This is a genomic window from Bdellovibrio sp. HM001 (genome assembly GCF_055397275.1).
In genome coordinates this window covers 2,499,430-2,522,324 of sequence record NZ_AP029174.1, presented here as the reverse complement: position 1 = coordinate 2,522,324, position 22,895 = coordinate 2,499,430, and the positions used below count along the sequence as shown (strand labels likewise).

Here is a 22,895-nt window from a genome sequence, read left to right as displayed (position 1 = left end):
CTTTTTTAGTTTTGTGAGCTTATTCAGAATCCGGGCTGCTCTCGGTTGGAGTTTCCGTTGGCCCGTCAGTTTGCTCTGGTGCGTCGGCGTCTTCGATCTCTTCCTCATCTGGAAGTTCGGGTTTAGCACTAGTCAGGGTTTCGTTCACAGAGGAAGGCGTTTTTGCCAGCACGGTGTTGCAGGAAGCTTTTACCCGGAAGAAGTGCTTCCACATTTCACCGTCGACCTTTCCTTTGATCTCGGGTTTTTGCAGTTCCGATCCCATGTATGAGCTCGCGTTGGCAAATTCTTTAAGGCGTTTCAGGCGCGGGATCTTGCGTTCGCCGTCACATTCACCTTGGGAAGCTTTTCCGCCTTCAGCAATGAAACTATAAGCTTTCGGTGGAGTTCTTCTTTTTGCATGAGCCACAGAGTCTGGACTCAAGAGAGGGTGAAGAAGCAGGACGCTGGTAAAGATGAACAGTTTTTTTAAAGTGGAGTTCTTCATAGAGAAGAATGGTAGCAGGAGTTGGTGGTGGCTAAAAACAAAAAAAATGGGTTCGTTGTATTAGAACCCGGCTTTTTTAAGGGCTTCGTTGATAATCAGCTCACGCTCGATGCGATAGAAGATGATCTTTTCTTCCAGACCGTCGGTTTCCAGGGTTTCGGGTTCAGAGAAGAAGTCTTTTAAAATTTCCATGCGCTTTTCAATGGTCACGCGCGTGGATTCACGCCCCTCGGTTTTACCGCGGGCAAAGATCAGGGTCAGTTTATAACGGATGCCGCCGGATGGGCGTTCGGTCTGGCCTGGTGGTTGCCAGCCATCGATGCCTTTGATGTATTCAGTTTCAATCACACCCGTGTCTTGGTTTTCTTGGGCGATGGGGTACTTCAGGACCGCGTGGGCGGCTCTCCAGACGTTGTCGTAAGGAGCAAAGAAGACTTTTTGTTTGTTGATTTGGCCCATACGTTGGTGGGCGGAAGGCTTTTTATCAAACAGGCTGCACCCAAATAAGGAGCAGCCTGTGATAATCACAAGTCCAAGAAGGATTTTTCTAGAAAGAGACGGAACTGTGTGTGACATGTGTTGCAGCTTCGATCATAGCAGGCCCCAGGGCCGCTTGTGAAGTAGTTTGGCTGCCCACGAAGTTCACTTCCCAACGTTTTTTGCCGGTGATCGCGGAATCGTTCGGCCATACGGGCAGTTTCACGCGCTCAGCCCAGTTTTGAGAGTATACTTCCCATTGTGGGTTCAGGATTTTCACCTTCGCAGAGCCTTGAACCACTTCCTCTTCCTTGGAAAGAACAGAATAGGTCGCAATCGGGCTGACACCATCAATTGTGTTAAACTTTGGCATCAAAAGCTCGCCGGCTTGCAAAGTCGGATCCGGGATCAGAGGCAGCATCTGAGGCGTCGTGCCCGCAGCAAACGGAAGCAGGGTTGCGCTCATGCGGTCGCCGCCGGACTTAAGGTCTGCTGTTTTCTTAAGCACCCCCAAAACCATGGCTTGAGATCCTGGCAGGACGTTCAGGCCCATTTTCTTGCCGTTTTGAATGGACTTCACATCCGTCGGGATCAGGTAGCCGGATTGGTTGGCGACGCCGACGGCGATGAAGGTTTCATCAGAGCGGAAGCCAGGGGCTCCGACGTCTTTTTTCTCGTTGAAGTTCAGCTCACGGGTCGGCATATCCAAGCGCGTGCTGCCGGATTTAACTTCGATGTCACGAACGGCGCCGCCGTTGATAGAGAACGAATTGATCAGCTCATAGAATTCCGCCCCGCCACGAAGAGCGTCCACGGTGGATTTGAACGGGAATCGTCCGCGAGCTGCAAAGACGCGGTTCACACCGCTGCTTCCGTAATAAATACGATAAGTCGGTTTATCCAGGTTGATAGTGAACAGACCATACTTTTCGCTTTGATCTGGTACGGAGATGTTGGCCGGGATGTCGATGTCCTGACCCATGGCAGAGATACGGTCAAACTGCGGGCTGATAACATTATTAATGTCAAAAGCCAGAAGATCCATTTTAGAGAACGCCGGCATCACCAAACCGAAATCGACATAGCCGTCTTTGTTTTGAATCGGAAGACCGGAAGTCACACCTTTGACTTCATACTGAGTCTTAGTCGCTTGAGCGCGAAGTTTGATCGTCAGTGCGCCCGGCTCTTGATTCATATAAGTGCTGCGCAGGAAGCCTGGGGCTTGGACTGTCACCGGAAGGCCTGTGTTCCAAGCCGCGGGGATTTCAACCTGGCCGTTGGCGTCCGTGGTCAGGAAGTTGCCAGCAAACGGGGAGTTCAGGGCGTCACCGATCAGGATTTGTGCGCCTTTGATGGGTTTGTCGTCAAAAGTGCGGATAGAGATGATGTTGGTGGATTGTTGCCAGAACAGGCCGGCAAAGCCATTAGTGTCATTTTTTTGAGTGCCTTTGTGGTCCGAACAACCCGCAAGAAGTGCCGGGACGGCCATGGCCATCACTAGTTTTTTCATGTTGTATCCCTCCGTGGTGGGCTTTAGGGGCCCTTTTTTCAGTTTCTTTTCTAGAGCAGCGGTACTAGTGACAGGTTTCTTTATCGCGCTGCTGGCTCGGTCCCCTTCGTTGGAGTCCGAATAATCTGTCATGACCTGTAATTGCATTGCGGAAAAGCCACAGGGTCAAGACCTAAGGCGAGGAATTGGGTAAAATTTAAGGAATCTAATTTAACGCAAAGCCCATTATTGACTTCCTGCGCGTTCACAACTAAAAATCTTGCTTCACGCACTTCCAATAAGGCTTCGTCCTTGTCGGGTGTGTTACTGTGTGGTGGGGTAGCTCAGCTGGTTAGAGCAACGGAATCATAATCCGTAGGTCGGCGGTTCAAGTCCGCCTCTCACTACCAATTTTTTAAAACCCGCGTAACTGCGGGTTTTTTTGTTTCTGGTTCGGGTTCAATCCCCGATGATCACCCCAATTTCCTTTCCTAGGAAATTGAACAAGGTCCTCCAAAAATCATAAATAGCTGAAAAATCAAAACAAGTGGTTTCAATAACTTACGGGTCTCTTCGCGCGTGTACCGTTACAGCGAATTACAGGGAATTACCCTGTTTGGCTATATCTGGCTATACGTTGGCTATACGATTTTTTTGATTCAAACCACTCATCCCTAAGCACATCCCAAGACCAAGTTGCCCGCGTTACAAGGCCCGCCCTGTAAGTCAGCGAGGTGACTTGGTTTAGCTTGCCTTGCTCGCTCCTTATTCCTGCTGACCACCCGCTCTCTACGAGATCAGGTGGTCAGCAGCGGAGCTCGCAAGACAAGCAAAACCAATAACCAAAGATTGGTTATCAACAGGGCGGGCAGATTTAAACTTTTTAGGGAGGAATGAGTGCAATTAGCAATGAGTGGGATATTCCCAGAGATCACAGAAAAACGAACCTCGGCAAAGAATATTGTATTAACCGAGAGAGATTTTGAAATTTTAGAATTTATCATGGATATGAAATTCGCGGGCATTGAAGAGGTATTCGAAAGGTTTTTTAAGATAACCATGTCCAATGAATCGGCGAAAAGTGCCGAGTGGGCGAGGAAGCGACTTTGCCAACTTGAAAAAGCAAACTTTTTGAAGTCGGTACGATCTTTTTCGGAGAGCACAAGGTACTACGTCACAACTTTCAAGGCGTACTATGCTTTGACACAATTTAACCCCGAGAAATTTATAAGTAAACCGAGCGGGGGATTTGATCAGCGGACCTTCTTGCATGACCGTGGTGTTTTGCGCGCGCGTTTGCATCTTGAATCTCTGCGATTGGTAAATCTCTGGTTGTCAGATCGTAAGCTGAAGTCTTCGACTGAGTTGGCAGGTGGCCTGTCAGTTCAATATATTCCCGATGCCATCTATGTTACTTCGGCGGGTGTGCGAGTTGCCTTTGAACTTGAAATCGCTGTGAAGGCGAAGAGTCGCTATCAAGATAAAATCAAAAAATATGTTCAACTTATGCGTTCGACAAATATGCAACATAAGGTTTTTGATCGCGTTCAGTTTGTCTGTTCAAAAGATACCGTAGCTAAATTTTTGATTAAAGAGACTCGAATCTACGGAGATCTTTTTGAAGTCGTGACCGTTGAAAACTTCTTTTCAAAGAAGGGTGGGGTTTAAGATGGAAAAGTTTAACTCCGTTCAAGAGTTGGTGTCAGGTGGTGGTGGCAATCTTAAACCTTCAAAGACGACAGGAAGAAAGCCCGTAGCTGGTGATCGTGTTGTCCTTGGCAAGGTCAGTGGTTCATTGTGGCGCAAAGAGGAGCTGACAGAAGGTCAGCTCAATCACCACGTTCATATTGTCGGGGCATCTGGGTATGGGAAGACGGTATTACTTTCTCATATTATCAAGCAACGAATTCAGCAGGGTAAAGGTTTGCTTTTCATTGATCTAAAAGGTGACATCGAGACGATCATGAAGTTTTCAAAATTCGTCGCAGATAGTGATCGTATTGAGGATCTTCAGATATTCTCTTTGTCAGACCAAAAGTTGTCGATTCCCTACAATTTGATTGAAGATGGAACGCCAACGCAGTTGCGTGACAAAATCATGCTGGCACTGAATTGGTCTGAGGAGTTTTATAAAAATCAGTCCGCCAGTTTTCTTTTAAAGGTGCTGATTGGTCTTTGTTATCTCCGTGATACGCAATCATTCAGATTTCACTTAGGAACAATTTTGGAGGCAGCAAGTAAATCGGAATTTTTGGAAAGTTTGTCGTTGAAAGTTCCAGAAAGTGAGCGCCGGGTTAAATTGGCATTGGAGGATTGTTACAGTTTTCTAAATTCACAGGATAACTATAAGTCACTTCAGGGGTTGCGAACTCAAATCGAGTCTTTGGTGCTTTCTGATTTTGGAGATATGATCACCTCGGAAGATCTAGGTATCAATTTGTACGATACTGTATCCAACGGAAAAATCGCTTTCGTATTTTTGGATTCTCGTCGGTATGGAGACACGGCAAAGTCAGTTGGCCGTTTTATTCTGCAAGATTTAAAAATGGTCTCGGCAAAAGTAGATGCTGGAGTTCCAAAGGAAAAACGTCGTCCATTTACAGTGATAGTTGATGAGTTTGCGGATTTAGCCCAGGAAGACTTCATCGGTTTCCTAGATCGCGCGAGAAGTTCCAAAATGTCGGTCATCGTTGCACACCAAGAGATCTGCGACTTGTTGCGAATTAGCCCTGAGTTTGCAGGTCGTCTAATGGGGAATACCTCAACTTTGTATGCTTTCCTTCAGAAGCGCCCCGAGAGCGCGGAGATGATCTCTGCCATGGCTGGAACACGAAAGGCTTGGAAGGAAACTATGCAATCTTCAAAGATGCTTTGGTTGGATGTTCCGACGGGCAATAAATCACTCCGGGAAGTGGAGGAGTTTGTGATTCACCCAAATACTATAAAATCCCTAAAAGTTGGAAAGTGCGTTTCTGTTAAAAAGTACCCTGAGTCTAGGGCTTACTTAGTGGCGGTGAATCATGAAACTTAATGTTTTCAAGGGTTTATATGCCAGTTTTTCTGTGTTATATTGGTGGGAAATCGGAGGTCTATATGTCTAATGATACCCCTAAATTGCCGAAAACTGGTGGAGCGAAAAAGGCTCTAGAAGCGGTTAAAAAATTTAGAAATCAGCAACCTTCGGATCGCCTCGTAAAAATCATTTCCGAATACGGAAATGAAGTAGAAGTTGAGAAGGAAAAGGCTCCAAAGAAGCCTTCTGTTGCTGCCAAGGATATGGAGTTATAATTGGGCACTGCTGTTCCTTATTCAGATGTTGATAAGTTTTTGATGGGTATTGATTGTTCAAAAGGTTGTGTTTTAGATACGAACTTTTTGATCGCGTTGACCGAAGAGAATCACCGGTTTAACGACGACTCTAATTTCATTTACGAAAAGCTCGTCGAGTATAAAGTTCCAATTTATTCTACGGTGACTGTGCGAACTGAGTTCATTGATTACCAAAGAAGAATCAAGGTGACTGAGTCCCTTATGGATATGTTGGCGCCATCTTCAAAGTGGAGGATTTCTTCCGCAGTCCGAGACGAGCTCAAAAAGCAAAGAGGCTGGATAGATAATCAAGCCAAAGATGAAGAGTTGCCGTGCCTCACAGATACAAGAATTAAAGACGTGAAACGAGTATTTTTACCTAAGACACAATCGGGTCAAATCGGGTGGATTGAGATGTGTAAGGAGTTTCTGCAAGGGAAACTTCTAGAGGCATGGAGAGGTGTGGAAGAAGCCCTTTCGATCAATTACGTTGATATGCGCGACGGCAGTTCTCAGAGACTTTTCCAAAAAGAGTTGAAGTGGGAGAATATGTATGTGCTATCTGAGCAAACAGCACTTGGTAGCAATGATGCGATGATTTTGAATGTACTGGAGTCGAGTGTAATGCCTTTTGTTGTCAGTGCTGATTATGATCTTGCTTATGGGGTAATGAAGTCCAACAGTGAAAAAACTATTTTGGTGCCGGATTCTCTTTATAAAAACTATCTCAAGAAATTACGCTTCTAACATGCGGGTGTAGTATGGCCGATATTATGACTAAGGAACAAAGAAGTCGGAATATGGCCAAAATTCGAAGCTATGATACCAACCCAGAGCAAATAGCAAAATTGATTTTGAGAAGGTTTGGTTGGTATCTTAGGGACGGGAGACATGAGTGGGGGCGTCCTGATTTTATAAATAAAAGAAGAAAGATTGTTGTTTTTGTAGATGGGTGCTTTTGGCATAAGTGTAGGTTTCACTTCACTATGCCCAAGTCAAATGTGAAATTCTGGAGAGAGAAAATTGAGAGGAACGTGGTCAGAGATCGGCAGGTAAATTTCGAGTACAGGAAACTTGGATACACTGTTATTCGTATTTGGGAACATGAGCTCAAATTTCCTGATAAGTTGAATGCTAAAATTTCCCGCAGGATAATTCAAAAATCCTCTGTTTACCCAGGAGAGGGACAAAGTTATGGGGCGTAAAAATGAGAAGATTGTGTGGGTCTACTTTCCGAAGAACCAGAAGCTGCCTTCGATTGGTGGTAAGATTGTTGATTTGTTCAGTCAGCACTTTGAGTCCATTTCCTCTGAAAAAAATGATCATAAAATAAGTAAAGATTTTAAGGATGCCTCAAGTGACAATGTTCTAAAGGTTGTTGCGACAGACTTGGAGTCAATTGGATTTCGTGTAGAGAAAAGTAAAAAGAAAGAGGAGCGGGTGTATGTTCCTGTTCTTTTTGGTATCAACGGGAAGGCAGATAAGTACTTTCTGGTAGATGCGTATGATGAACGCTCAAAATGGGTTGTAGAGGTTGAGGCTGGTAGAGCTGTCGCAAACTATCAGTTTCTGAAAGATTTATTTCAGGCTTGCGTGATGGTCGATGTTGACTATCTGTGCATAGCAATTCGAAAGAGCTATAAAGGAAATAAGGACTTTGAAACAGCTCTCGGATTTATTGAAACATTATACTCAAGTAGTCGTATTCAACTACCATTGAAAGGCATATTGCTAATAGGTTACTAAACCTCATTGAGACAATTTAGTTTTCTAAAATATTGGGAGTCGTGAATTAAATGTTGTAAAAAGTCGCAGATTTTTTCTGCTGCTTCTCTAGACTCAATTACGGCACCTATTTCGACGTTATGATTCATACCAAGAAATGTTAGGTTGGCGGATGAGAGTAATAGTTTACGTTCATCTACAATTATTGTTTTTGCGTGCATTTTTATTTCTGATAGGTGGTCATCTTTTTGCATGATATATATTGAGGGGCTGATGTCGGGGCGCCAATAGCGCATGAATGGGTCAATGAAGTTTTCTTTAGAATCAGCTATTAGAATAACTTTTACACCACGATTGTGGGCAATCGCTATAGCCTCTGCAATTTCTTTTGAGTTGTCAGTCATCCAGAATCCAAATAGGTAAATTGATCTCTCCGCTGAGTTTATAAGATCGATTAATTTACTTCGAATGGTTGCCAATTTTACATTGTATAGTTTTGGCGTAGTAAATACTGGCGTTATTTTTCCAATATGAAATCTTTCGCGACACATGAGAATGCTGAGTGCTGGAGTTCTAATTTCTGAAAAGGTTTTTCCTTTGAAGAACGATAGAAGTTTATTTTTTGTTCTTTCGTTTATGGGAAGTGATCGGATTTCAATTGGCTCGTCCGAAGAGAACATCTTAATGAGGCTCTCGATTTCGGTGTTTGAGCAAGCTTCTATTATTAAAATAAGATTGGAAATTTCGTTGGGAGTCATCTTTTTCTCCAAAATCCAATCTCATCATCGATCAATACATTTCTATCTAAATATTTATTTGATGCTTCGCAACTGGTTTCAGATAGGAACAAACAAGCGTGACATGCAGCTAAATTTTGAGAAGTAGTTTTTTCGTGCGCATTTTCTGAGCATATTGGATCAGAGGAGCACCACCTAGACTCGGCTAAGGCTTCTTCGAATATTCCATGAAATTTGAGGGGGTCAGCCATGGAAACAATTCCCCCCATTGTTCCCTCTGAATCAGACTCGCCGGTATAAAGTAGTAATCCGTTTCGATCTGGGAAAGAGTAGATCTTTTCCCTAATAGATACGCTCGAATAGCCACCATATAGAGACATCTGCTTGATGAGTGCATGCGCTAATGAATGAAGAAGTATTGATCGAGGTGCGAGTGAAAATGGGAGTCTTCTGAATTTTGTGATTGGGTTGAGAAGCTTGGAACAATGAAGTTGTACTTGGGGATTCTTCTCCCAGCGTTGTAGTTCCTGTTCATCCAAAGATAAGAAGATTCCTTCACCACTGACTTCAATCGCGGGGTAGTGTCCATTCGATTCTGAACCTATGTCAACGAGGTTAGAGGTGTTAGGAAAAACTCTATTAAATCCTTGAAGAACTCGAATTTCTTGTAGACGGTCCACTCTCACAAGATTGTTGACATGGAGGCTTTTTAAAGAAGAGTTGAGATCAATTCCCTTTGCTGAAAATACTTTCGGAAGAACATTCTCTCGAACGATTTGGGGCTCAGATAGCACTTTTAACTCTTCACCTCTGATGTCTTCTTCAGATCTCTCTGTTGTAATTTGGGAAGAAAATCTTTGTAAAATATAGTTTCCGAACTCTCCGGGATCAATACTTCTCTGGAGCAATAGTTTATAGATATGGGGGCGCCCTAAAAATGACTCTATGAAAACCTTGTCCGCATCCCTTAGTAAATCGTGATAGACTTCTAACTCTTCTTCTAGGAATCTTTGAAAGGTTTCGTTGCTTTCTGGAATGGTTATTTCAGATTTGATTTCTGGGAAATAAACGTTGGACGCTCCTCGAAGAACAATTAAAGATGTCTCTGTGCACTTATCATTTGGTTGATCTAGCCAAGGTTTTTTTCCCGTACATCCTTTCGCGAGAGGAAAGGAATAGATATTTCCTAGGCTCAATCCATCGCGGTGCTTTTTGCATCTGCAGAATAATTTAAGATCGCTAAGGGCTCCCGTTTGGTTGTCGGAAGCGACCAACTTCATTTTTGGGTGGGCCTCACCACATTCATCCTCACCGTGATAGAATTGCTCCCAAGGTATGTCATCTATGTGTCCTTTGGGGCAGATTCGAATCAACCTGGCGGGAACTAGTTTTGAAAAGCAGGAAACGCATTTAAATTCATCTTTCTGGGATTTTATAAGCCAAAATGGTCCAAAGATTGAACACGATGGGTTCGAGCATTGAACCCATAATGGAAATCTGCGAACCGGAACTTTTCCGAAAGGGGTGTAAGCTTCAGAAAAACCAATTTTTGAAACTATAACCGGAGGTCTTAGTAAAATACCGAGGCCTCGGCGGCTTTTTTTGGGTATTCTTTGGAGTTTTTCTGGAGTCCATTCTGCTAAAGTTGAGACCACACCAGACCAGTCCGATGTTTCAACGATGGCCCCAGGTCCTGAGTTGAATATTAATTGGGATTTTCTGATTGGAGAAATTTTCATTACCAGCCTCCAGATTTAATTTGTAAGGGAACTTCTTCGTCAACATTCCTCAATGAAGTAACGAATTGAGCGATGTGATCTGAACCAATTTCTTGAGGCCCAAATGCTTTTAAGAGCCCCCGCGTCTTGTTTCCAGCTCGATACTTAAAATCAGAGGACTCAATTTTGGTCGCGATATCCCAACGAGAAACGATTTCACGCAATTCTGCTTCGAAATCTTCTTTTAATTCGTTTGGTGATATTGAGGACAATATCAAATTACAGATTTCTTCAATTTGAGATTTGTGTCTCTGAAAATATTTGGCCGAATCATCGGTTCTCATTTCGGGAATAAGGTTTCTCACCAATGCTACTAAGATTCCAGCAACGGTTCTAATCCGAACTTGAGGACTAAGAGGAGTAACGCTAATACCTTCAACATATCTATAAAGCTGGCAATGATAGGATAAAAATCTTTCATAGTGGGAAACATCACGAGGTCTTGACCAGTTGAAGTTGGTAATAACCAGACCAGGCACAGAGCGACCCACGCGACTACTGGCTTGGATATACTCCGAGGTGGTTTTCGGTTGACCTGCAATCACCATGCTGAACAGTCTGCTAATATCGATACCTACAGATAGAATATTAGTAGATAGAACGAATTCTGGCGCAGAGTGTTTTTTTTGTTCGAGGCTATTTAGAATTTTTGTTACTCTTTCCCCAGACATGCCTCCTTTTAGCTCTGGGTATTCAACAGGTCTCTCGTCATCGTAATTTGATCCGTCGGAATCGTGATGAAATTTTCTCCACTTGAGAACGTCATCTCCCATCATCGAAAGCACTCCTCCTAGTTCCTTTCTGGAGTTGAAGTAACCTATTACGGTGCGTAGGTAATCTGTTGAGTCTTTTGAAAACGTGTTTTCATGAAAATGATGATTATAATAATGATTTAATAGTCCATATAACCTTGCCATGACTAGCTTGCCGGAGCGACCTTTAGCACTAACTCCTAAATATAGTCTGCCCATGTCGTTATCTTCTTTTTTTCCCTGTTTTGCGAAGTAAGAATCATCATGGTTAATTCCAGGCGGTGGAAACTGAAACGATGGTGTGTTGTATAATTCGAATAGCTGTTTACTTGCTCCTCGAATAGTTGCTGTCGATGCAATGTATTTAGGTTTAATTCCTTTTCGCGAGCATAAGTTTCTTACGGCAATTTCAAATGCACCTACCATTGATCCTAGAGGGCCAGTTATTAGATGTAGTTCGTCCTGAATTATTAGTTCTGGAGCAGGTGTCTCTATCGAGACCGTACCTTTACAGTTGCAAGTGTCAGCATTTGGAGAAAAATACCCGTGTATGACGCAATGCCTGGAAAATATATTAAATATTTTCCCCGCATCCTCGTGCCATGCGATTTGTGCAAATTTATCAACTGTTCCGATAAGAATTGAAGGTGCATATTTGTATACGTCTTCATCGGTGAGGTGAATGGGCAGAGGAATATCCTTATATTTGCATGACTCAAAATCGCATTTTATTTCAAGTCTTTTAAAGCTGCTGCGTCTTTTTTTTTCTTCTTGTAGGTGATTTATCTTATAATTTTTAATCGACAACTCACTATTACAGCAAGGGCACGATTCGAAAACGAGTGGGGCTTTGCCCTCGTCACGTCTCTTTTGCCATTCGCTATTGTCATTTGGAAAAGAATCTCCTCCGACCCAGAGGCCGATTGAAAATTGGCTTTTTCCATATAGAGATGGGTTTGCGCTTCTTAAGTACTCAGCAGCGCAGATCATCCTAGCTGCCCTTTGGAGTTGTTGTTGGGTCAATAATCTAAGTGTGTATCGCAGAATGACCGCTGTGCCGCCGCCAGACTTTCCAGTCTGTTCCTCTCTGAGATTGCGATATACAATTAAGAAAGCGGCTATTAAAAGATATGCTTCAGTTTTTCCACCCCCGGTCGGAAACCAAAGAAGATCTGTCATAGATCTATCGGTTGAGGTTTCATCGGTTAGTCCGAGTAGGTTTTGAAGGAAAAAACAAATTTGGAATGGATGCCAGTTGAACTTATTCAAGCCTTTCCATTCATTTTGAGTTTTTAATATTGTGTTGGCAGCGACAAAAGCTTGTTTGGCCAATGTATTGTTTTCAAGTATTTTTATTCCATTCCCTATTCTTACAGATGCCGTTTTGCACTCATCAATATGAATTGAGGCGATATTCTTTAAGTGGGGCGGAACTTCCAGAGATGCTTGATGCGCAATCCAGTCATCATATCCTTTGGATAATTTTTTTAAGGCATGAATGCCATCTCGATCTAGGGAATCTATAGTGATGAAGTTATCGATAGAAAGATCAATATTATTACGATTTGAGGGCTTCATTAAGAAGAGCTCATATTCAGGTATAAAATCTGTAGACACCTTCAATGTTGGGCCATCTTGTTCCCAAGTGGCTGAGCAATTGTGTCCAACGCCAAATATTGGGATGTCTCGGTAGAGTAAAACTTGAGATTTTACCTCATTGTCCATTGTAGTACTTGAGAGAGAGTTGATGCTAAGAAAATTGCTTTTTTCTAGCGTGGCTTCGATTTTGCACTGCCACAGTGTTGAAATATCTTTTAAGATACTTCTTTTTTTTGCTGCCTGTTCTTTGAATAATTCTTTAGGTGCCTTGTTGATAAGGGTTAATGTTACGATTTTTTGTTCTTCGTAACTACGTACTCTTATGTCTAAAAATGCCCAATTTTCAATCAGAGCAATTCTTGAACTGCTCTGAATATCTAGTGTTAAGTTCCAATCGTGTGGTGTTCTGCTAAGAGATTCATCGAGGTTGGAGAACTTATATATTCCAAAAGATATTGAAACCGGTAGGTGATTGACTTCTTTTTTTGTATAGATTGTCAAACCCGCCGAGCTCGGGAACAAGATCAAATCTTTTGAAATTTCGTCGGCTGTTTCCTCGTTGGAATTAGCAGTTTCATTTAGGCTCGCATATTCATTAGCTAATTCAGATTCCGTTTCTTTTTCCGATTCACGATGGTTGGACTCATTGTCATTTGCTGTGTCAGCCTCAGTCATGGAGTTAGAATAAATAGCTCCGGTTAGATACGTATTATGCGGACGTCGTCCTCCACTTAGCACTTCAAAGCTGTCTTCAGGTCCGATGAAGGAGCTTTTTAAATAGGCTGTTAATCCTTTTCTTAGGTCTGAAATTTCATGCTGAACGGCCATAATGTTCTCCTAGATTAGCACTGTTCCGGTTAGTTTAACTGCGAGCCAAACTTCTATAGAATTTGTGAACTCAGTGTTCTTAATAGTACTCGAAAATGGGTCAAATCTAAATTCGGAGTAGACCTTTCCAATTGAAGATTCAAATCGTTTTGCTCGAGGGCCAAATTGTCTTGATAGAGCGGACATAGAACTAAAGAAATTGAAAGACATGCAGCCAATTACTTTGCCTTGATGTTTTATGTAGTACCGTGAATCCCCAGAAGGGGACTTATCAAAAAATATTTCAACTCGGTCATTTGGTCGAACTGCAAGTTGAATATAATCTTGAATTTCTTCAGGTGTGCCATATCCGAAGTCAGTTATAAAGGATGATCCGTCAACATCATCATCTGCATCAATATTCATTCTTATATCTCTCCCTTCTCGGCGTATCCAACGATCTGCGGAAGTAGAGTTGGGATTGGTGTTAAATCCGTATAGTTGACTTAGTCCTTTAGGCGAAATTAGGTGTATAGAGTTTTTCGCTCTGGTTAGGCCGACATAAAATAGTTTTAGCTCAGCAAGCAAGTCATCTTTGCTTGTGATCTTATCTAATTCGGGTTCACTCATTACCACGTCGTCAAACTCAAGACCTTTGGAGCAGTGTATGGTGGAAATCGTAAGTGGACTTATTGTGATTAGTGCTTGTTCTTTTGTACTTAATGGAACGTCTTTTATGGACTTTAAATTTCCTTTTAGTTTTTCAAGGTGTACATAGTTAGGATTTGGCTGACGCTCAATGTGTTTTAGAAGATAGAAGGCCTCGTCCTCTTCCCAACCGTCTTTTTCAGCAATTTTTGCGAAGGCAGATTTAAAGGTTTGTTTTCTGTCTAAAATATTCCTAGAATCTAAACGAAGATCATATAGAAGCTTCGCGACCCATCCAGGTAATAAACCCTTAGAGTATTTTCCTAATAGTCTAACATTTGATAGACAATTAAGATTATCCGCGATTTCCCCTAGAATTTGCCCATTTGTTCTTACAAGTAAGGCCTTTTTTTTATTCGGTTCAGCAGACAGTAGCGAATTTTGTCCGAACTTTTCTTGTCCGTGGGACGCGCATTTTGAAACTTCAGTAATAACTCTTTTAAATATATCTAGACATTGATTGAGGTCGACTGTGCCTTTTTCTAGGCTGCGTATAAGTTTTTCGATCTCGAGTTTGGCAGTAATTCCACTTGCCATTCTATGCTGCTTAGTTAACGAGAGCTTTTCGACACCCTTAAGGTCAGATATCACTTCGTTGAAGTGGTTTGAGTTAATATTACTTAGATCGCTGTCCTTTAAAGTCCAATCGTAAATCGACTGGTTGAAATCGCCAAATATAGAGTATCCACAGTCTTCATTAATTTTGCCTAGTACTTCTAGTACAAAATCGGCGCGAACGCCGACAATATCTTGAACCTCATCGATGAGTACATGTCTGAACTTTTGAATTCCGAACTCTGTTAAGAACTTCTTTGCTTCAGTTACATTGCTGTCAAAAGATCGATTCAGCCATTGTTTGTCGTTTGTTGTGGATATCAAAATCCAGGATGCTAGGGAATCGATTGTGATTGGATTGATCCACTGAATACGTTCATCTCTAAACTTCGAAAGACGTCTTTTTACCTCTGCTACAGCTTCTCTCGAGAAACTGATAATCAAAATTTCTGATGGACTTAGTCGATATTTTTCGATTAGGCATGCGGCTCTGTGAGTTAGGCAGAAACTTTTTCCGGTTCCAGGTCCGGCTTGTATAAGTTGCCGTTTGTTGGGGTGTGCCTTTATAATGATATTTTTTTCTTCAAACTCGAGATCAAAGACATTTTCTATTTTTTCTTCTGTAATTAAGGGTTTACTGTTTGCTTCTACTTTTTGATGTTCAATATCTAATATTACCCATTCTCCAGACGGGAGGGTAAATACATGCCCGACAAAATTTCCGAGAATAATTTGAGCTAATGGTGTGTTGAGTCCCAAGAGGCCACCTGAGGGACTTGTCAGATTCGGATCTACTATTGTGTATGACTTTTCTTCGGAGTTGGACAGGTTTTTTATTGTAAATTTTGAACCGATTTCTGCGCAAATATTCTCATTGCGCTGTTTTTTTATAGCCGCGGATAAAGGTTCGGATAAGTTACCCGTCTTTTTTTTAATAACACCAAGTATTTGCGATTCAAGCAGGCTGTATGATTTTCGGCTAGGTTTTGATGTTTCAACGGTCCAATAGTTTTTTCCATTGTGACTGCGAGGGCCGGCGGTTATCTTTCCTACCACTTCCCTTGGAAACCCAGCTGTATGAATGTGAAATCGGACAATGTCCCCGATTTCGTAAGTTGTGTGCATAAATGAATATCCCTAAAAAGTTTCTATCTCGTTTATTATCTGTTTATAAACAAAGATATGTCATCTTTTAATCAGGGATAGATTTCAAAAATTTTAGGAATTCAGAAGCTGTTCGTAGTTTTGCTGAGGCTTGTTGTTGTTGATCTTCTTTGATTTATTCATCAAGCTATTTAGGTCTGTAAAAATTCTTTTAGCAACTGCCGTTGCAACAAGTGGTGGGATTGCGTTCCCGATTTGCTTAAAAACTTTGCCCATTGGGCCATTGAATTGGTAGCCGTCAGGAAAACTTTGAAGTCTTGCGGCCTCTCGAATCGTGAGAGTTCGAGCTTGCTTGTGATCAAAATGAATGTGGCTATATCCGTCTTTTTCCAAGTGTGCAGTTAAGGTGCATGCCAATTTATTTGGATCCAGTTTTTGCCATTTTTCCGGAAAACAATCTAGGCGATAAGGAGGAACAACTGTGCTCTTTTTTGGTAGCTGAGAAATTCGTCCCTTTGCGAATTGAGCCTTTTTCTTTTGCCAAAGAGCCTGAGCGATTGCAACAGCTTGAGGAAACATGTCGCCATAATTCATTTTTGAGAAAATTATATAATCACGAGGAGTGCTTCGGCAGAAGTGGTCTTTAACTACATTGCTTGAGTATCCAGGCCAGTTTCTCATCTTTGCGCAGTATTTGTTGGATGGAGTGTTGGATGTGTAATCTTGATGTTCGCACTTCATTCTTGAGGCTCGGTAGCCAATAGTTAGATGTTCATAGAACGGAGGTAGATCTTCAAAGGCGTCCGATACTGAAACTCCAACTTCTGGGGTTTTTTTTTGACCTATAGATTCTTGGCTGACATAGTACTTATCGGTTTTCCATTTTACCCCATTTTTTATGGGCTGTCCCCATGCGCCGCCGACATTGTCTAGATTGTGAGATTTGAGCGGGAAGGATGGAGTGATTCCAAGGTCAGACCTGAATGCAACAACAAACACTCTTTCGCGACTTTGAGGCACTCCGTACCACGCAGAATTCAACACAGAGCATCGCACGTTGTAACCGAGATTTTCTACGTCCTGGCAAAATATTTCGACGAAATTCATACCGCGAACATTTAACATTCCAGGAACATTCTCAAACAGTAATGCCTTTGGCTTCAGGATTGAGATGTATTGAACCACGGATTTATAAAGTTTATTTCTGGGGTCTTTCGAAAAACATGAGTCTTTGTTAAGAGAGTTAAGCTTCGCTCTTCCTGCTGCCGAAAAGCCTTGGCAAGGAGGGCTAGCTACCAGCAGATCCAGAGATAAGCACCCGGTTTCTGCAAGCTCCTTTTTCATTTTTTTTAAATCTACCTTAGTTACATCTCCATCGGCATCACGAATGGATTGCAGAGGGGAGGAACCAAAGTTAAGTTCAAGAGTTTTTTTTGCGGTCTCATCAATTTCAATATGGCCGATGCTATGAAAACCAGCAGTTTCAACACCCAAAGCAGTGCCACCACATCCAGAAAACAAATCTAAAGAGTAAAATAGAGGTCTGCTGCTAGTCACTGATGCTGCTCCAACTGTTTTAAATCAGCATTTAGTTTAGATCTAACAGCCATGTTATGTAAACAGAAATTGTACATGCTACTGAAATCGCTCGTTAGACTCCTGTTGAAGGTTGGTCCACTGTTTTTCAATGCTAGCCTTTTTAGGCAAGATCCAGATTCTTATATTTTGGGACATCTAAGTTGGGAATGCAGATATTTTTGACTTCCCAATTGCCATAGTTTACCTGTAGCTATCTATAAGATAACTAGAATTAAATCGTCTTGCGAGCCATGCTTATGCCCGAACCTTTGTCGGGTCTTAGACTTGTACATGGTTCTATGGGTGCCGGTCCCAATGGCACAAGAGGGCGTTCCACTCAAGTCTTCTGGCCGTCGTTTCTTGAGTAGCCGTTAGTATACGTATCATCCATAACATTTACCGATGGCCCCGGCTCCTGTCGCGCTTGTTGGTGTTATTGCAACCGCCGTATTTCATGGTACCTGTCCTTTATGAGTGCGCCCTCGCCATATCACTTTGGGCAGGGTGTTGCGGAATCGTTTATTTCTTTGTCTTTAGTTCTTAAACCGCAGCGCTCTGAGCACACCTGCCTGGTCAGCCAGAATCATCAAATCCCTATAAGCTACGACATTGTTGAAAGTCCCGGGCCATTGACCCTCAGGCTTCCAGACGGACAGAAGGACCTGGTTTTCTCTGGAATACACATACAGCCCCTCTTCCCCAGGAAGCAGGATTCGATCCTGGGAATCAATCGAAACGGAAGCATAGCTGAGACCCTTGGTTGGCACTTGGATGGTCCAATCAAGTTGGCGAGTCTTTAAATTGAATTGATAAATTTTCCCGTAAATGTCTGAAACAACCAAATGATCACCGCGCACAACCGGTTGGCTGATCAAAGACCCCGTGGTGTTGAATATGAAATAGTCCTTGCCACTGGCTTTTTCGTAACAGGACAGTTGGCCAAATTTTAAGTTCTTATAAACGTCCCCGGTCGGAAGGCAGACGACGTTGTTCCAAAGAACGGGAATTCCCCAAACTGAGGTGGGTAAAGGTTTTTCCCAGACAACTTTTCCGGTCTGCAAATTGATCGCGAAGGCCTTGGTGGGAGCTTCTTCAAATCCCGCCTCCAGACCCGAGCCGATATAAGCCTGTTCACCATCGACGACAGGGAACGTGTCAAAATGCCCAAAAGGAGCTTGCCAGACTTTTTGCATTGTTTCGGGATTAATAGCGTAAAGTCCGTCCTTGCCCGCAGGGAAAACCAACAAGGATTGATTCTGGGTTTTGGTGTAAACGGCGGCCCTTTCAATATGCCCGGCTGTTTGGAAGGCGCCGGTGAATTCTCCGGATTTAAGATCGAAGGAATAGATACGGGCGTTATAGGTCAGGTGGATTCCTTCGCCAACATAGATCTTGTTATTGGCAATCACAGGAGAGGCCATGACCGGCTGGCCGATCTCGAATTTTCGCAAGAGCTGGCCGCTTTTTAAGTCCACTTCAATCAGGCGGCCTTTTTCTAATCCTGCAAATAACGAGTCCCCGGCCACCAAAGGCAAACCAAAAACGACACTTTTCAAAGGCAATTCCCAAACCACTTCCAGATCGTTTGAAGCGGGCAAGGCAGATACCGTCGTCGCGAGGGGATTTGTGGTTTCATAATTTCGATCGGAAGGCTGCGGCGATGCGTTTTGCAGTTCAACCCACCAAAGCGGGTAAGGCCCGTTGGAAAGATGCTGAACCCCTTTGATGGCACCATAGACAATCAAATTCGACACCAGGGCGAAAGCTAGAACTTTTGGTTTCATCAAAACTTCAAAAAGTCTTTTGGGCCCTTCGGCTTTCAGTTCAAAACCGAAAAGGGCCGCAATCCATGTCGCCACGCTGGTTAAGATCATTCCAATGATTGTGAACGGCAGTACGACCGTTGGAATAATGGCTAACTTAGTTGCTTCGTCTAATTGTCCCGTGATTTCCATCAATCCAAACACGTTCACCTTCTTTAAATAAATGACTTGCTCCGCGAATTTCCCCAACCGCAGGAAGGCCCATTTCACGTGCGACAATAGCACAGTGAGATAACACCCCACCACGCGCAACGATAATGCCTTTTGCTCGCTCAAATAGAGGCGTCCAGCCCGGATCGGTGGCTTCGGCGACCAGGACATAGTTATCCGGCCAAGAATCCAAATCCTCGTCTTCGGGGTTATTTACAATGTGGACGACACCAGAGGCAATACCCGACGACAGGGAAACGCCTTTGACCAGAGGAGCTGACGAACTGGCGCTGGCATCCTCGGTCAGAACTTTTTTGAGTTCTCCCAAAGAGAAGGTCATCGGCAAATCCACAGCTTTCAGTGCTTTGGTAAGCTGCTTTCTTTTTTGGATCAGTGCTTGAAGCTCTGAAATGTCTTGGTCTGGCTGCAAAGAAAGGATCTCATTCAGATTAAGCCAGAAGATGTCATTCCCCAGATTCATCTTTGCAGCAATGGCCAAGGCCAGCCAGCGAATCTGAGCATAGGGCTTCATGACTTCCATTTTGTTTTCTTCACGAATCTGCAAAAGCTTTTGAAGCTCTTGGAACTCTTGTTTGAACACCGGTCTTCTGAGGCTAGAGATCTTCTGCAAGACCTCGTCAAGAAGAGCATTGGTTTTTGGGGCAGGCGCTTTGTTGACGCTAGGCTTGTATTGAGGACGCTGGGTTTCAATCCAACGCGGATGGGAAAGCTCCAGTTCCCCCACGCCACGGTGACCATAGCGTGACAAGAATGAATTCCATTTGTCGTCGCAGTCCGCAACGGCCTTTAATTCCTGATTCATTTCGCTGGCCAGGGTTTGCAGACTGGTGCCAGTCAAAAGCTGCAAAGAACTTTCAGCCTCTTCCTTGCCCAGGTCCTTTGCAATAAGGGCCATAAGACCTTGCGTGGTGGATTCAATCAGCAGAGTCAGTAAAAAGGTCCCCTGCATCGCCGTGGATGAAAATAAGTCACAGAGAGATTTTAGCTTCTGCTGCTGGGACTCTAGCGATTCCGTCTGACATTCCGCCTTGAGAGAAAAGGCATCCTGATTGGCTTGCGAAATGGATCTGGTTGAAGCCAGGACTTTTTTAGCAAGTTCGCGGCGTCCGGTTTGAATATTCCAAGCGACAGTGATCATTTTGAAAATGCCATAGGGAGCGCGAGCCAGAATCGGCAAAGACAGTTTGCTCCAGGCGAACTCAAGATGCGGGCGAGGATGCGGAACCAACTTGTAAGGCGACTTGCCAAAATAGACTGGCTCTAGAGAATTCAGATTCAGATAAGCCCGGCCGTAAACCCGATCGAGCAGGCTGAATTTTTCGGACCTATTGCCAAGCCCCTCGTAACCGATGGATTTCAGAGCCAAGTCGTAGGCTTGGTTTTCAGCGAAAGTTCGCTGCCAAAGATCGAAAGTCAGCTCGGTCGGAAGACCTGTCCATTCGGCAAAGGTGTGGCCATCCCAAGTGGTGTCCAAAGAGTGCTGTTTGGAAAGTCTTTGCCACTCTTGATCTAAGATCTTGCGATTGTTGGATGGGGCCGCCATAGCGGTGATCGGGCGGGATTGCAGAATCCAAAAGTGCCCTTCCTGATCGATGGCCCATTCCATGTCCACCTTATAGCCAAATTCCTTTTCAACCTTCAGGCCCCATTGAACGATGGTTTGTAAGTACTCAGGCCGCCAATTTTTTGGCAAAGCGGAAGGAGTCTTATCACTAAAGCGGTAAGGGGTGACCTGACCGGAAACAAGCTGCTCGCCCTGACCTTCAACGACCTCGACCAGCCATGAGCCTTCGGGATTGCGAGGGTCCACGGAAAAGAAGACTCCCGAATACTGCGAATCAATCATACGCTGCACAAGAACGTGCATGGGGATTTGTGGCTGTTCAAAGTGGGATGCATAGGCTTTGCTGGCAGTGCGATGAACGGCCTGAAAGCAGGTTTTCACTGCCGATTGCAGTTCTTCAGCCGTTTGCAGGTGCAAGAGAGTCACAAACTGGCCAGCATAACTAAAATCACCGCTGTCTTCACCAGAGGCAGAGCTTCGTGCGGCCACAGGATATGAACCCATTTCCTTCCACCACCTCAAAAGGGGAGCAAAATCATCTGCGCCCTGGGGTTCGTGAAAAACAACAGACCCAGAGGGAACGGGGAAGCCTTTTTGAAGCAGGTGAGCCAGGGTTGCCGCTTTGCCTCCCATCAACTTAATTTCTGAAGCTGTGGCGTTACGAATATCCTGAAACGCCGAAAGTTCCGTTTCCATAAGTCTTTCCTTTGAGCAAAAGGACTATCACTTTTGGCAAAGGGGAGCAACAGTCATAGAGGGAGGGCCTATTCGTCCATGGGAGGTTTCAGGATTACCCCCAGGGAGGAGAGGTCGGCTCTGGTGGCCCGGATTTGAAAGCCATCCCGGATCTCAGAACCCTTTCTAAATTCTAAGAAGCAAGTCCGTTTTTCGCACTTGAAGTCCAATATATTCGAGTTGCGGATCCGTTGTTGTGGCATAAACGATGAAAATGACAATACGGTATGGACAAAATATTAATCACCTTAGTTGGATTTGCTGTAGTTCTGGTCGCTCATTCTCGCGGAACCGTGCCCCCATCTCATTCAGAAAGAGGGGGCTCCGTGAGACTTCTGCCAGCCAAGGTTCAAATAGAAAGGCAAGCTCAAGACGCCTTGCCGAAGCCACATCATCCATCTTCAGATAATGTGCCCCCAGTGGTGGCGACGGCAGCTCCCAAGAATGACGCTGCAGAGGAAACTCAAGTGCACGCTCCCAAAGCGCCTCAGAACCTCGATCGAGATGTCCTGTTTTCGCCTTATAAAGTCACCATCACGAATCAGGACTCCCCCCTGGGGCGCACTCCAAAGTCGCTTCAGAAGATCAAGTCCTTGGCCGCGATAAAGCACTTTGATTCAGTGCCTTCCTTGCGGTTCCTATCCGGTAATTTTATTGGAGCCTATCAACGAGGGGGTAGCCTTAACGTCATACGGTTGGCGCTGTTTTTTAAAGATGATAATTTGGACGAGATGTCTTCTGTTTCTTGTGCAGGAATACTTCAACGGCACCCAACGAGTCAGAGTCTGTCAGGAAGTCTTCAGGACCAAACGGTGCAGTTTTTTTCAATGGATGGAAAGACGGAGAACCAAAGAAGTCTTCTTGTGGTGATCAAGGATCAGATTGTCATTCATGCGTGGCAGGTCGATAAAAGAGCAAAAAAACTCTGGGCTAAGGTTTATCTTGTGCAGAAGAAAGGTGATCTTTTGGAGCTGGGATATGCCCAGCTGGAACAGGCCAAAGAAATCTTTGGCTCGTGCTCTAGTATAAATTGATTATGTTGATTCAGGGGGGCGTGACTTCTTGATGATGTAATATGCGGCGCCAAGTGCCACAATAAGAGCCGCAATCCCGACAAGTGTAAAAGCAGGAGTTTCTTTAAAGTCGAGTGTGATAACCTTTCTCGATAACGCAATCAATGTAACAAGAATCACAACTTCGGCGCGCGCCGAGCTTTGATGAAGATACAGCTTCAGCGTTTCAACAAGTTCGATTCCTATCAAGACCAAAAGAAACATCGAAAATATATCTAAGAGCTCGTTCACATCTAAAAGTATGATGGGCGGTGTGATGATGTCTTTGATAAGCAGCCAGATGAGATCAATAACGGTGAGGCAAACAACAATGCTCATCAAGACGATCAGGATCCCAGTCACGATTCGTTCGAACTGTTTTAAGTAATCCATATTTCCATTTGTCGCCACGAACGCCTCTCAGGTTCAAAATTCACAGCCTCAG

Annotated in this window: 18 protein-coding genes and 1 tRNA gene; 8 read left to right on the top strand and 11 right to left on the bottom strand. The window is 43.8% G+C overall.

Annotated elements, in window-relative coordinates; translation table 11 throughout:
• Window positions 1–19 precede the first annotated feature (19 nt).
• From ACZ5ZZ_RS11895 to ACZ5ZZ_RS11885, 3 genes are read right to left on the bottom strand one after another with little or no spacing between them, the layout of a single operon-like run.
• Window positions 20–487 (bottom strand): hypothetical protein, encoded by a 468-nt coding sequence (locus ACZ5ZZ_RS11895; RefSeq protein ID WP_464139593.1) that lies wholly within the window; start codon window positions 485–487, stop codon window positions 20–22.
• A gap of 60 nt (window positions 488–547) precedes the next feature.
• A complete protein-coding gene (locus tag ACZ5ZZ_RS11890) occupies window positions 548–1,063 on the bottom strand; it encodes a hypothetical protein (RefSeq protein WP_464120536.1) in 516 nt (171 codons plus the stop codon).
• Complete coding sequence (locus ACZ5ZZ_RS11885) at window positions 1,035–2,474, bottom strand: hypothetical protein (RefSeq protein ID WP_464139591.1); 1,440 nt, start codon at window positions 2,472–2,474, stop codon at window positions 1,035–1,037. The genes ACZ5ZZ_RS11890 and ACZ5ZZ_RS11885 overlap by 29 nt, the downstream gene beginning before the upstream one ends.
• A 312-nt stretch (window positions 2,475–2,786) precedes the next feature.
• Between ACZ5ZZ_RS11885 and ACZ5ZZ_RS11880 the strand changes: the two genes are divergently transcribed.
• The 7 genes from ACZ5ZZ_RS11880 (at window position 2,787) to ACZ5ZZ_RS11850 (ending at window position 7,508) form a co-directional block, all read left to right on the top strand.
• Window positions 2,787–2,863 (top strand) — tRNA-Met (locus ACZ5ZZ_RS11880).
• 487 nt (window positions 2,864–3,350) lie between these two features.
• The gene (locus tag ACZ5ZZ_RS11875; RefSeq protein WP_464139590.1) at window positions 3,351–4,121 is read left to right on the top strand and encodes a hypothetical protein; all 771 of its coding nucleotides are present in this window, start codon (window positions 3,351–3,353) and stop codon (window positions 4,119–4,121) included.
• Window position 4,122: 1 nt separating this feature from the next.
• Window positions 4,123–5,484 carry a type IV secretory system conjugative DNA transfer family protein gene (locus ACZ5ZZ_RS11870; RefSeq protein ID WP_464139588.1) on the top strand — a complete coding sequence of 454 codons (1,362 nt, stop codon included), beginning with the start codon at window positions 4,123–4,125 and terminating at the stop codon, window positions 5,482–5,484.
• 62 nt (window positions 5,485–5,546) lie between these two features.
• Entirely contained in the window at window positions 5,547–5,741 is a 195-nt protein-coding gene (locus tag ACZ5ZZ_RS11865) for a hypothetical protein (RefSeq protein WP_464139587.1), read from the top strand.
• Window positions 5,742–6,509, top strand: a complete 768-nt coding sequence (locus ACZ5ZZ_RS11860; RefSeq protein WP_464139585.1) for a hypothetical protein — start codon at window positions 5,742–5,744, stop codon at window positions 6,507–6,509. It abuts the gene before it with no gap.
• A gap of 14 nt (window positions 6,510–6,523) precedes the next feature.
• Window positions 6,524–6,967 carry a very short patch repair endonuclease gene (locus tag ACZ5ZZ_RS11855; RefSeq protein ID WP_464139583.1) on the top strand — a complete coding sequence of 148 codons (444 nt, stop codon included), beginning with the start codon at window positions 6,524–6,526 and terminating at the stop codon, window positions 6,965–6,967.
• A complete protein-coding gene (locus ACZ5ZZ_RS11850) occupies window positions 6,957–7,508 on the top strand; it encodes a hypothetical protein (RefSeq protein ID WP_464139581.1) in 552 nt (183 codons plus the stop codon). Before ACZ5ZZ_RS11855 ends, ACZ5ZZ_RS11850 begins: the two co-directional genes overlap by 11 nt.
• On the opposite strand, the gene ACZ5ZZ_RS11845 is transcribed toward ACZ5ZZ_RS11850, so the two are convergent.
• From ACZ5ZZ_RS11845 to ACZ5ZZ_RS11815, 7 genes are all read right to left on the bottom strand, one after another.
• Window positions 7,505–8,245 carry a phospholipase D-like domain-containing protein gene (locus ACZ5ZZ_RS11845; protein WP_464139580.1) on the bottom strand — a complete coding sequence of 247 codons (741 nt, stop codon included), beginning with the start codon at window positions 8,243–8,245 and terminating at the stop codon, window positions 7,505–7,507. The genes ACZ5ZZ_RS11850 and ACZ5ZZ_RS11845 overlap by 4 nt on opposite strands.
• Window positions 8,242–9,963 (bottom strand): DrmB family protein, encoded by a 1,722-nt coding sequence (gene drmB / locus ACZ5ZZ_RS11840; RefSeq protein WP_464139579.1) that lies wholly within the window; start codon window positions 9,961–9,963, stop codon window positions 8,242–8,244. Before drmB ends, ACZ5ZZ_RS11845 begins: the two co-directional genes overlap by 4 nt.
• Window positions 9,963–13,181 (bottom strand): helicase-related protein, encoded by a 3,219-nt coding sequence (locus ACZ5ZZ_RS11835; protein WP_464139578.1) that lies wholly within the window; start codon window positions 13,179–13,181, stop codon window positions 9,963–9,965. The genes drmB and ACZ5ZZ_RS11835 overlap by 1 nt, the downstream gene beginning before the upstream one ends.
• Before the next feature lie 9 nt (window positions 13,182–13,190).
• Window positions 13,191–15,548, bottom strand: a complete 2,358-nt coding sequence (locus ACZ5ZZ_RS11830; RefSeq protein WP_464139576.1) for a UvrD-helicase domain-containing protein — start codon at window positions 15,546–15,548, stop codon at window positions 13,191–13,193.
• Between the two features lie 93 nt (window positions 15,549–15,641).
• Window positions 15,642–17,084 carry a DNA cytosine methyltransferase gene (locus tag ACZ5ZZ_RS11825; protein ID WP_464139574.1) on the bottom strand — a complete coding sequence of 481 codons (1,443 nt, stop codon included), beginning with the start codon at window positions 17,082–17,084 and terminating at the stop codon, window positions 15,642–15,644.
• Window positions 17,085–17,638: 554 nt separating this feature from the next.
• Entirely contained in the window at window positions 17,639–19,072 is a 1,434-nt protein-coding gene (locus ACZ5ZZ_RS11820) for an outer membrane protein assembly factor BamB family protein (protein ID WP_464139572.1), read from the bottom strand.
• A complete protein-coding gene (locus tag ACZ5ZZ_RS11815; protein ID WP_464139570.1) occupies window positions 19,026–21,359 on the bottom strand; it encodes a PEP/pyruvate-binding domain-containing protein in 2,334 nt (777 codons plus the stop codon). The genes ACZ5ZZ_RS11820 and ACZ5ZZ_RS11815 overlap by 47 nt, the downstream gene beginning before the upstream one ends.
• A gap of 365 nt (window positions 21,360–21,724) precedes the next feature.
• Between ACZ5ZZ_RS11815 and ACZ5ZZ_RS11810 the strand changes: the two genes are divergently transcribed.
• On the top strand, window positions 21,725–22,432 hold the full coding sequence (locus ACZ5ZZ_RS11810; protein WP_464139568.1) for a hypothetical protein: 708 nt from the start codon (window positions 21,725–21,727) through the stop codon (window positions 22,430–22,432).
• On the opposite strand, the gene ACZ5ZZ_RS11805 is transcribed toward ACZ5ZZ_RS11810, so the two are convergent.
• The gene (locus ACZ5ZZ_RS11805; RefSeq protein WP_464139566.1) at window positions 22,433–22,861 is read right to left on the bottom strand and encodes a phosphate-starvation-inducible PsiE family protein; all 429 of its coding nucleotides are present in this window, start codon (window positions 22,859–22,861) and stop codon (window positions 22,433–22,435) included.
• Between the last annotated feature and the right edge of the window lie 34 nt (window positions 22,862–22,895).

What these genes read in the sequence shown, in the direction of transcription:
- ACZ5ZZ_RS11830 (WP_464139576.1), bottom strand. Translation starts at nt 15,548, where the DNA reads ATGCACACAACTTACGAAATCGGGGACATTGTCCGATTTCACATTCAT.
- ACZ5ZZ_RS11885 (WP_464139591.1), bottom strand. Translation starts at nt 2,474, where the DNA reads ATGAAAAAACTAGTGATGGCCATGGCCGTCCCGGCACTTCTTGCGGGT.
- ACZ5ZZ_RS11850 (WP_464139581.1), top strand. Translation starts at nt 6,957, where the DNA reads ATGGGGCGTAAAAATGAGAAGATTGTGTGGGTCTACTTTCCGAAGAAC.
- ACZ5ZZ_RS11835 (WP_464139578.1), bottom strand. Translation starts at nt 13,181, where the DNA reads ATGGCCGTTCAGCATGAAATTTCAGACCTAAGAAAAGGATTAACAGCC.
- ACZ5ZZ_RS11870 (WP_464139588.1), top strand. Translation starts at nt 4,123, where the DNA reads ATGGAAAAGTTTAACTCCGTTCAAGAGTTGGTGTCAGGTGGTGGTGGC.
- ACZ5ZZ_RS11855 (WP_464139583.1), top strand. Translation starts at nt 6,524, where the DNA reads ATGGCCGATATTATGACTAAGGAACAAAGAAGTCGGAATATGGCCAAA.
- ACZ5ZZ_RS11865 (WP_464139587.1), top strand. Translation starts at nt 5,547, where the DNA reads ATGTCTAATGATACCCCTAAATTGCCGAAAACTGGTGGAGCGAAAAAG.
- drmB (WP_464139579.1), bottom strand. Translation starts at nt 9,963, where the DNA reads ATGAAAATTTCTCCAATCAGAAAATCCCAATTAATATTCAACTCAGGA.
- ACZ5ZZ_RS11815 (WP_464139570.1), bottom strand. Translation starts at nt 21,359, where the DNA reads ATGGAAACGGAACTTTCGGCGTTTCAGGATATTCGTAACGCCACAGCT.
- ACZ5ZZ_RS11845 (WP_464139580.1), bottom strand. Translation starts at nt 8,245, where the DNA reads ATGACTCCCAACGAAATTTCCAATCTTATTTTAATAATAGAAGCTTGC.
- ACZ5ZZ_RS11890 (WP_464120536.1), bottom strand. Translation starts at nt 1,063, where the DNA reads ATGTCACACACAGTTCCGTCTCTTTCTAGAAAAATCCTTCTTGGACTT.
- ACZ5ZZ_RS11895 (WP_464139593.1), bottom strand. Translation starts at nt 487, where the DNA reads ATGAAGAACTCCACTTTAAAAAAACTGTTCATCTTTACCAGCGTCCTG.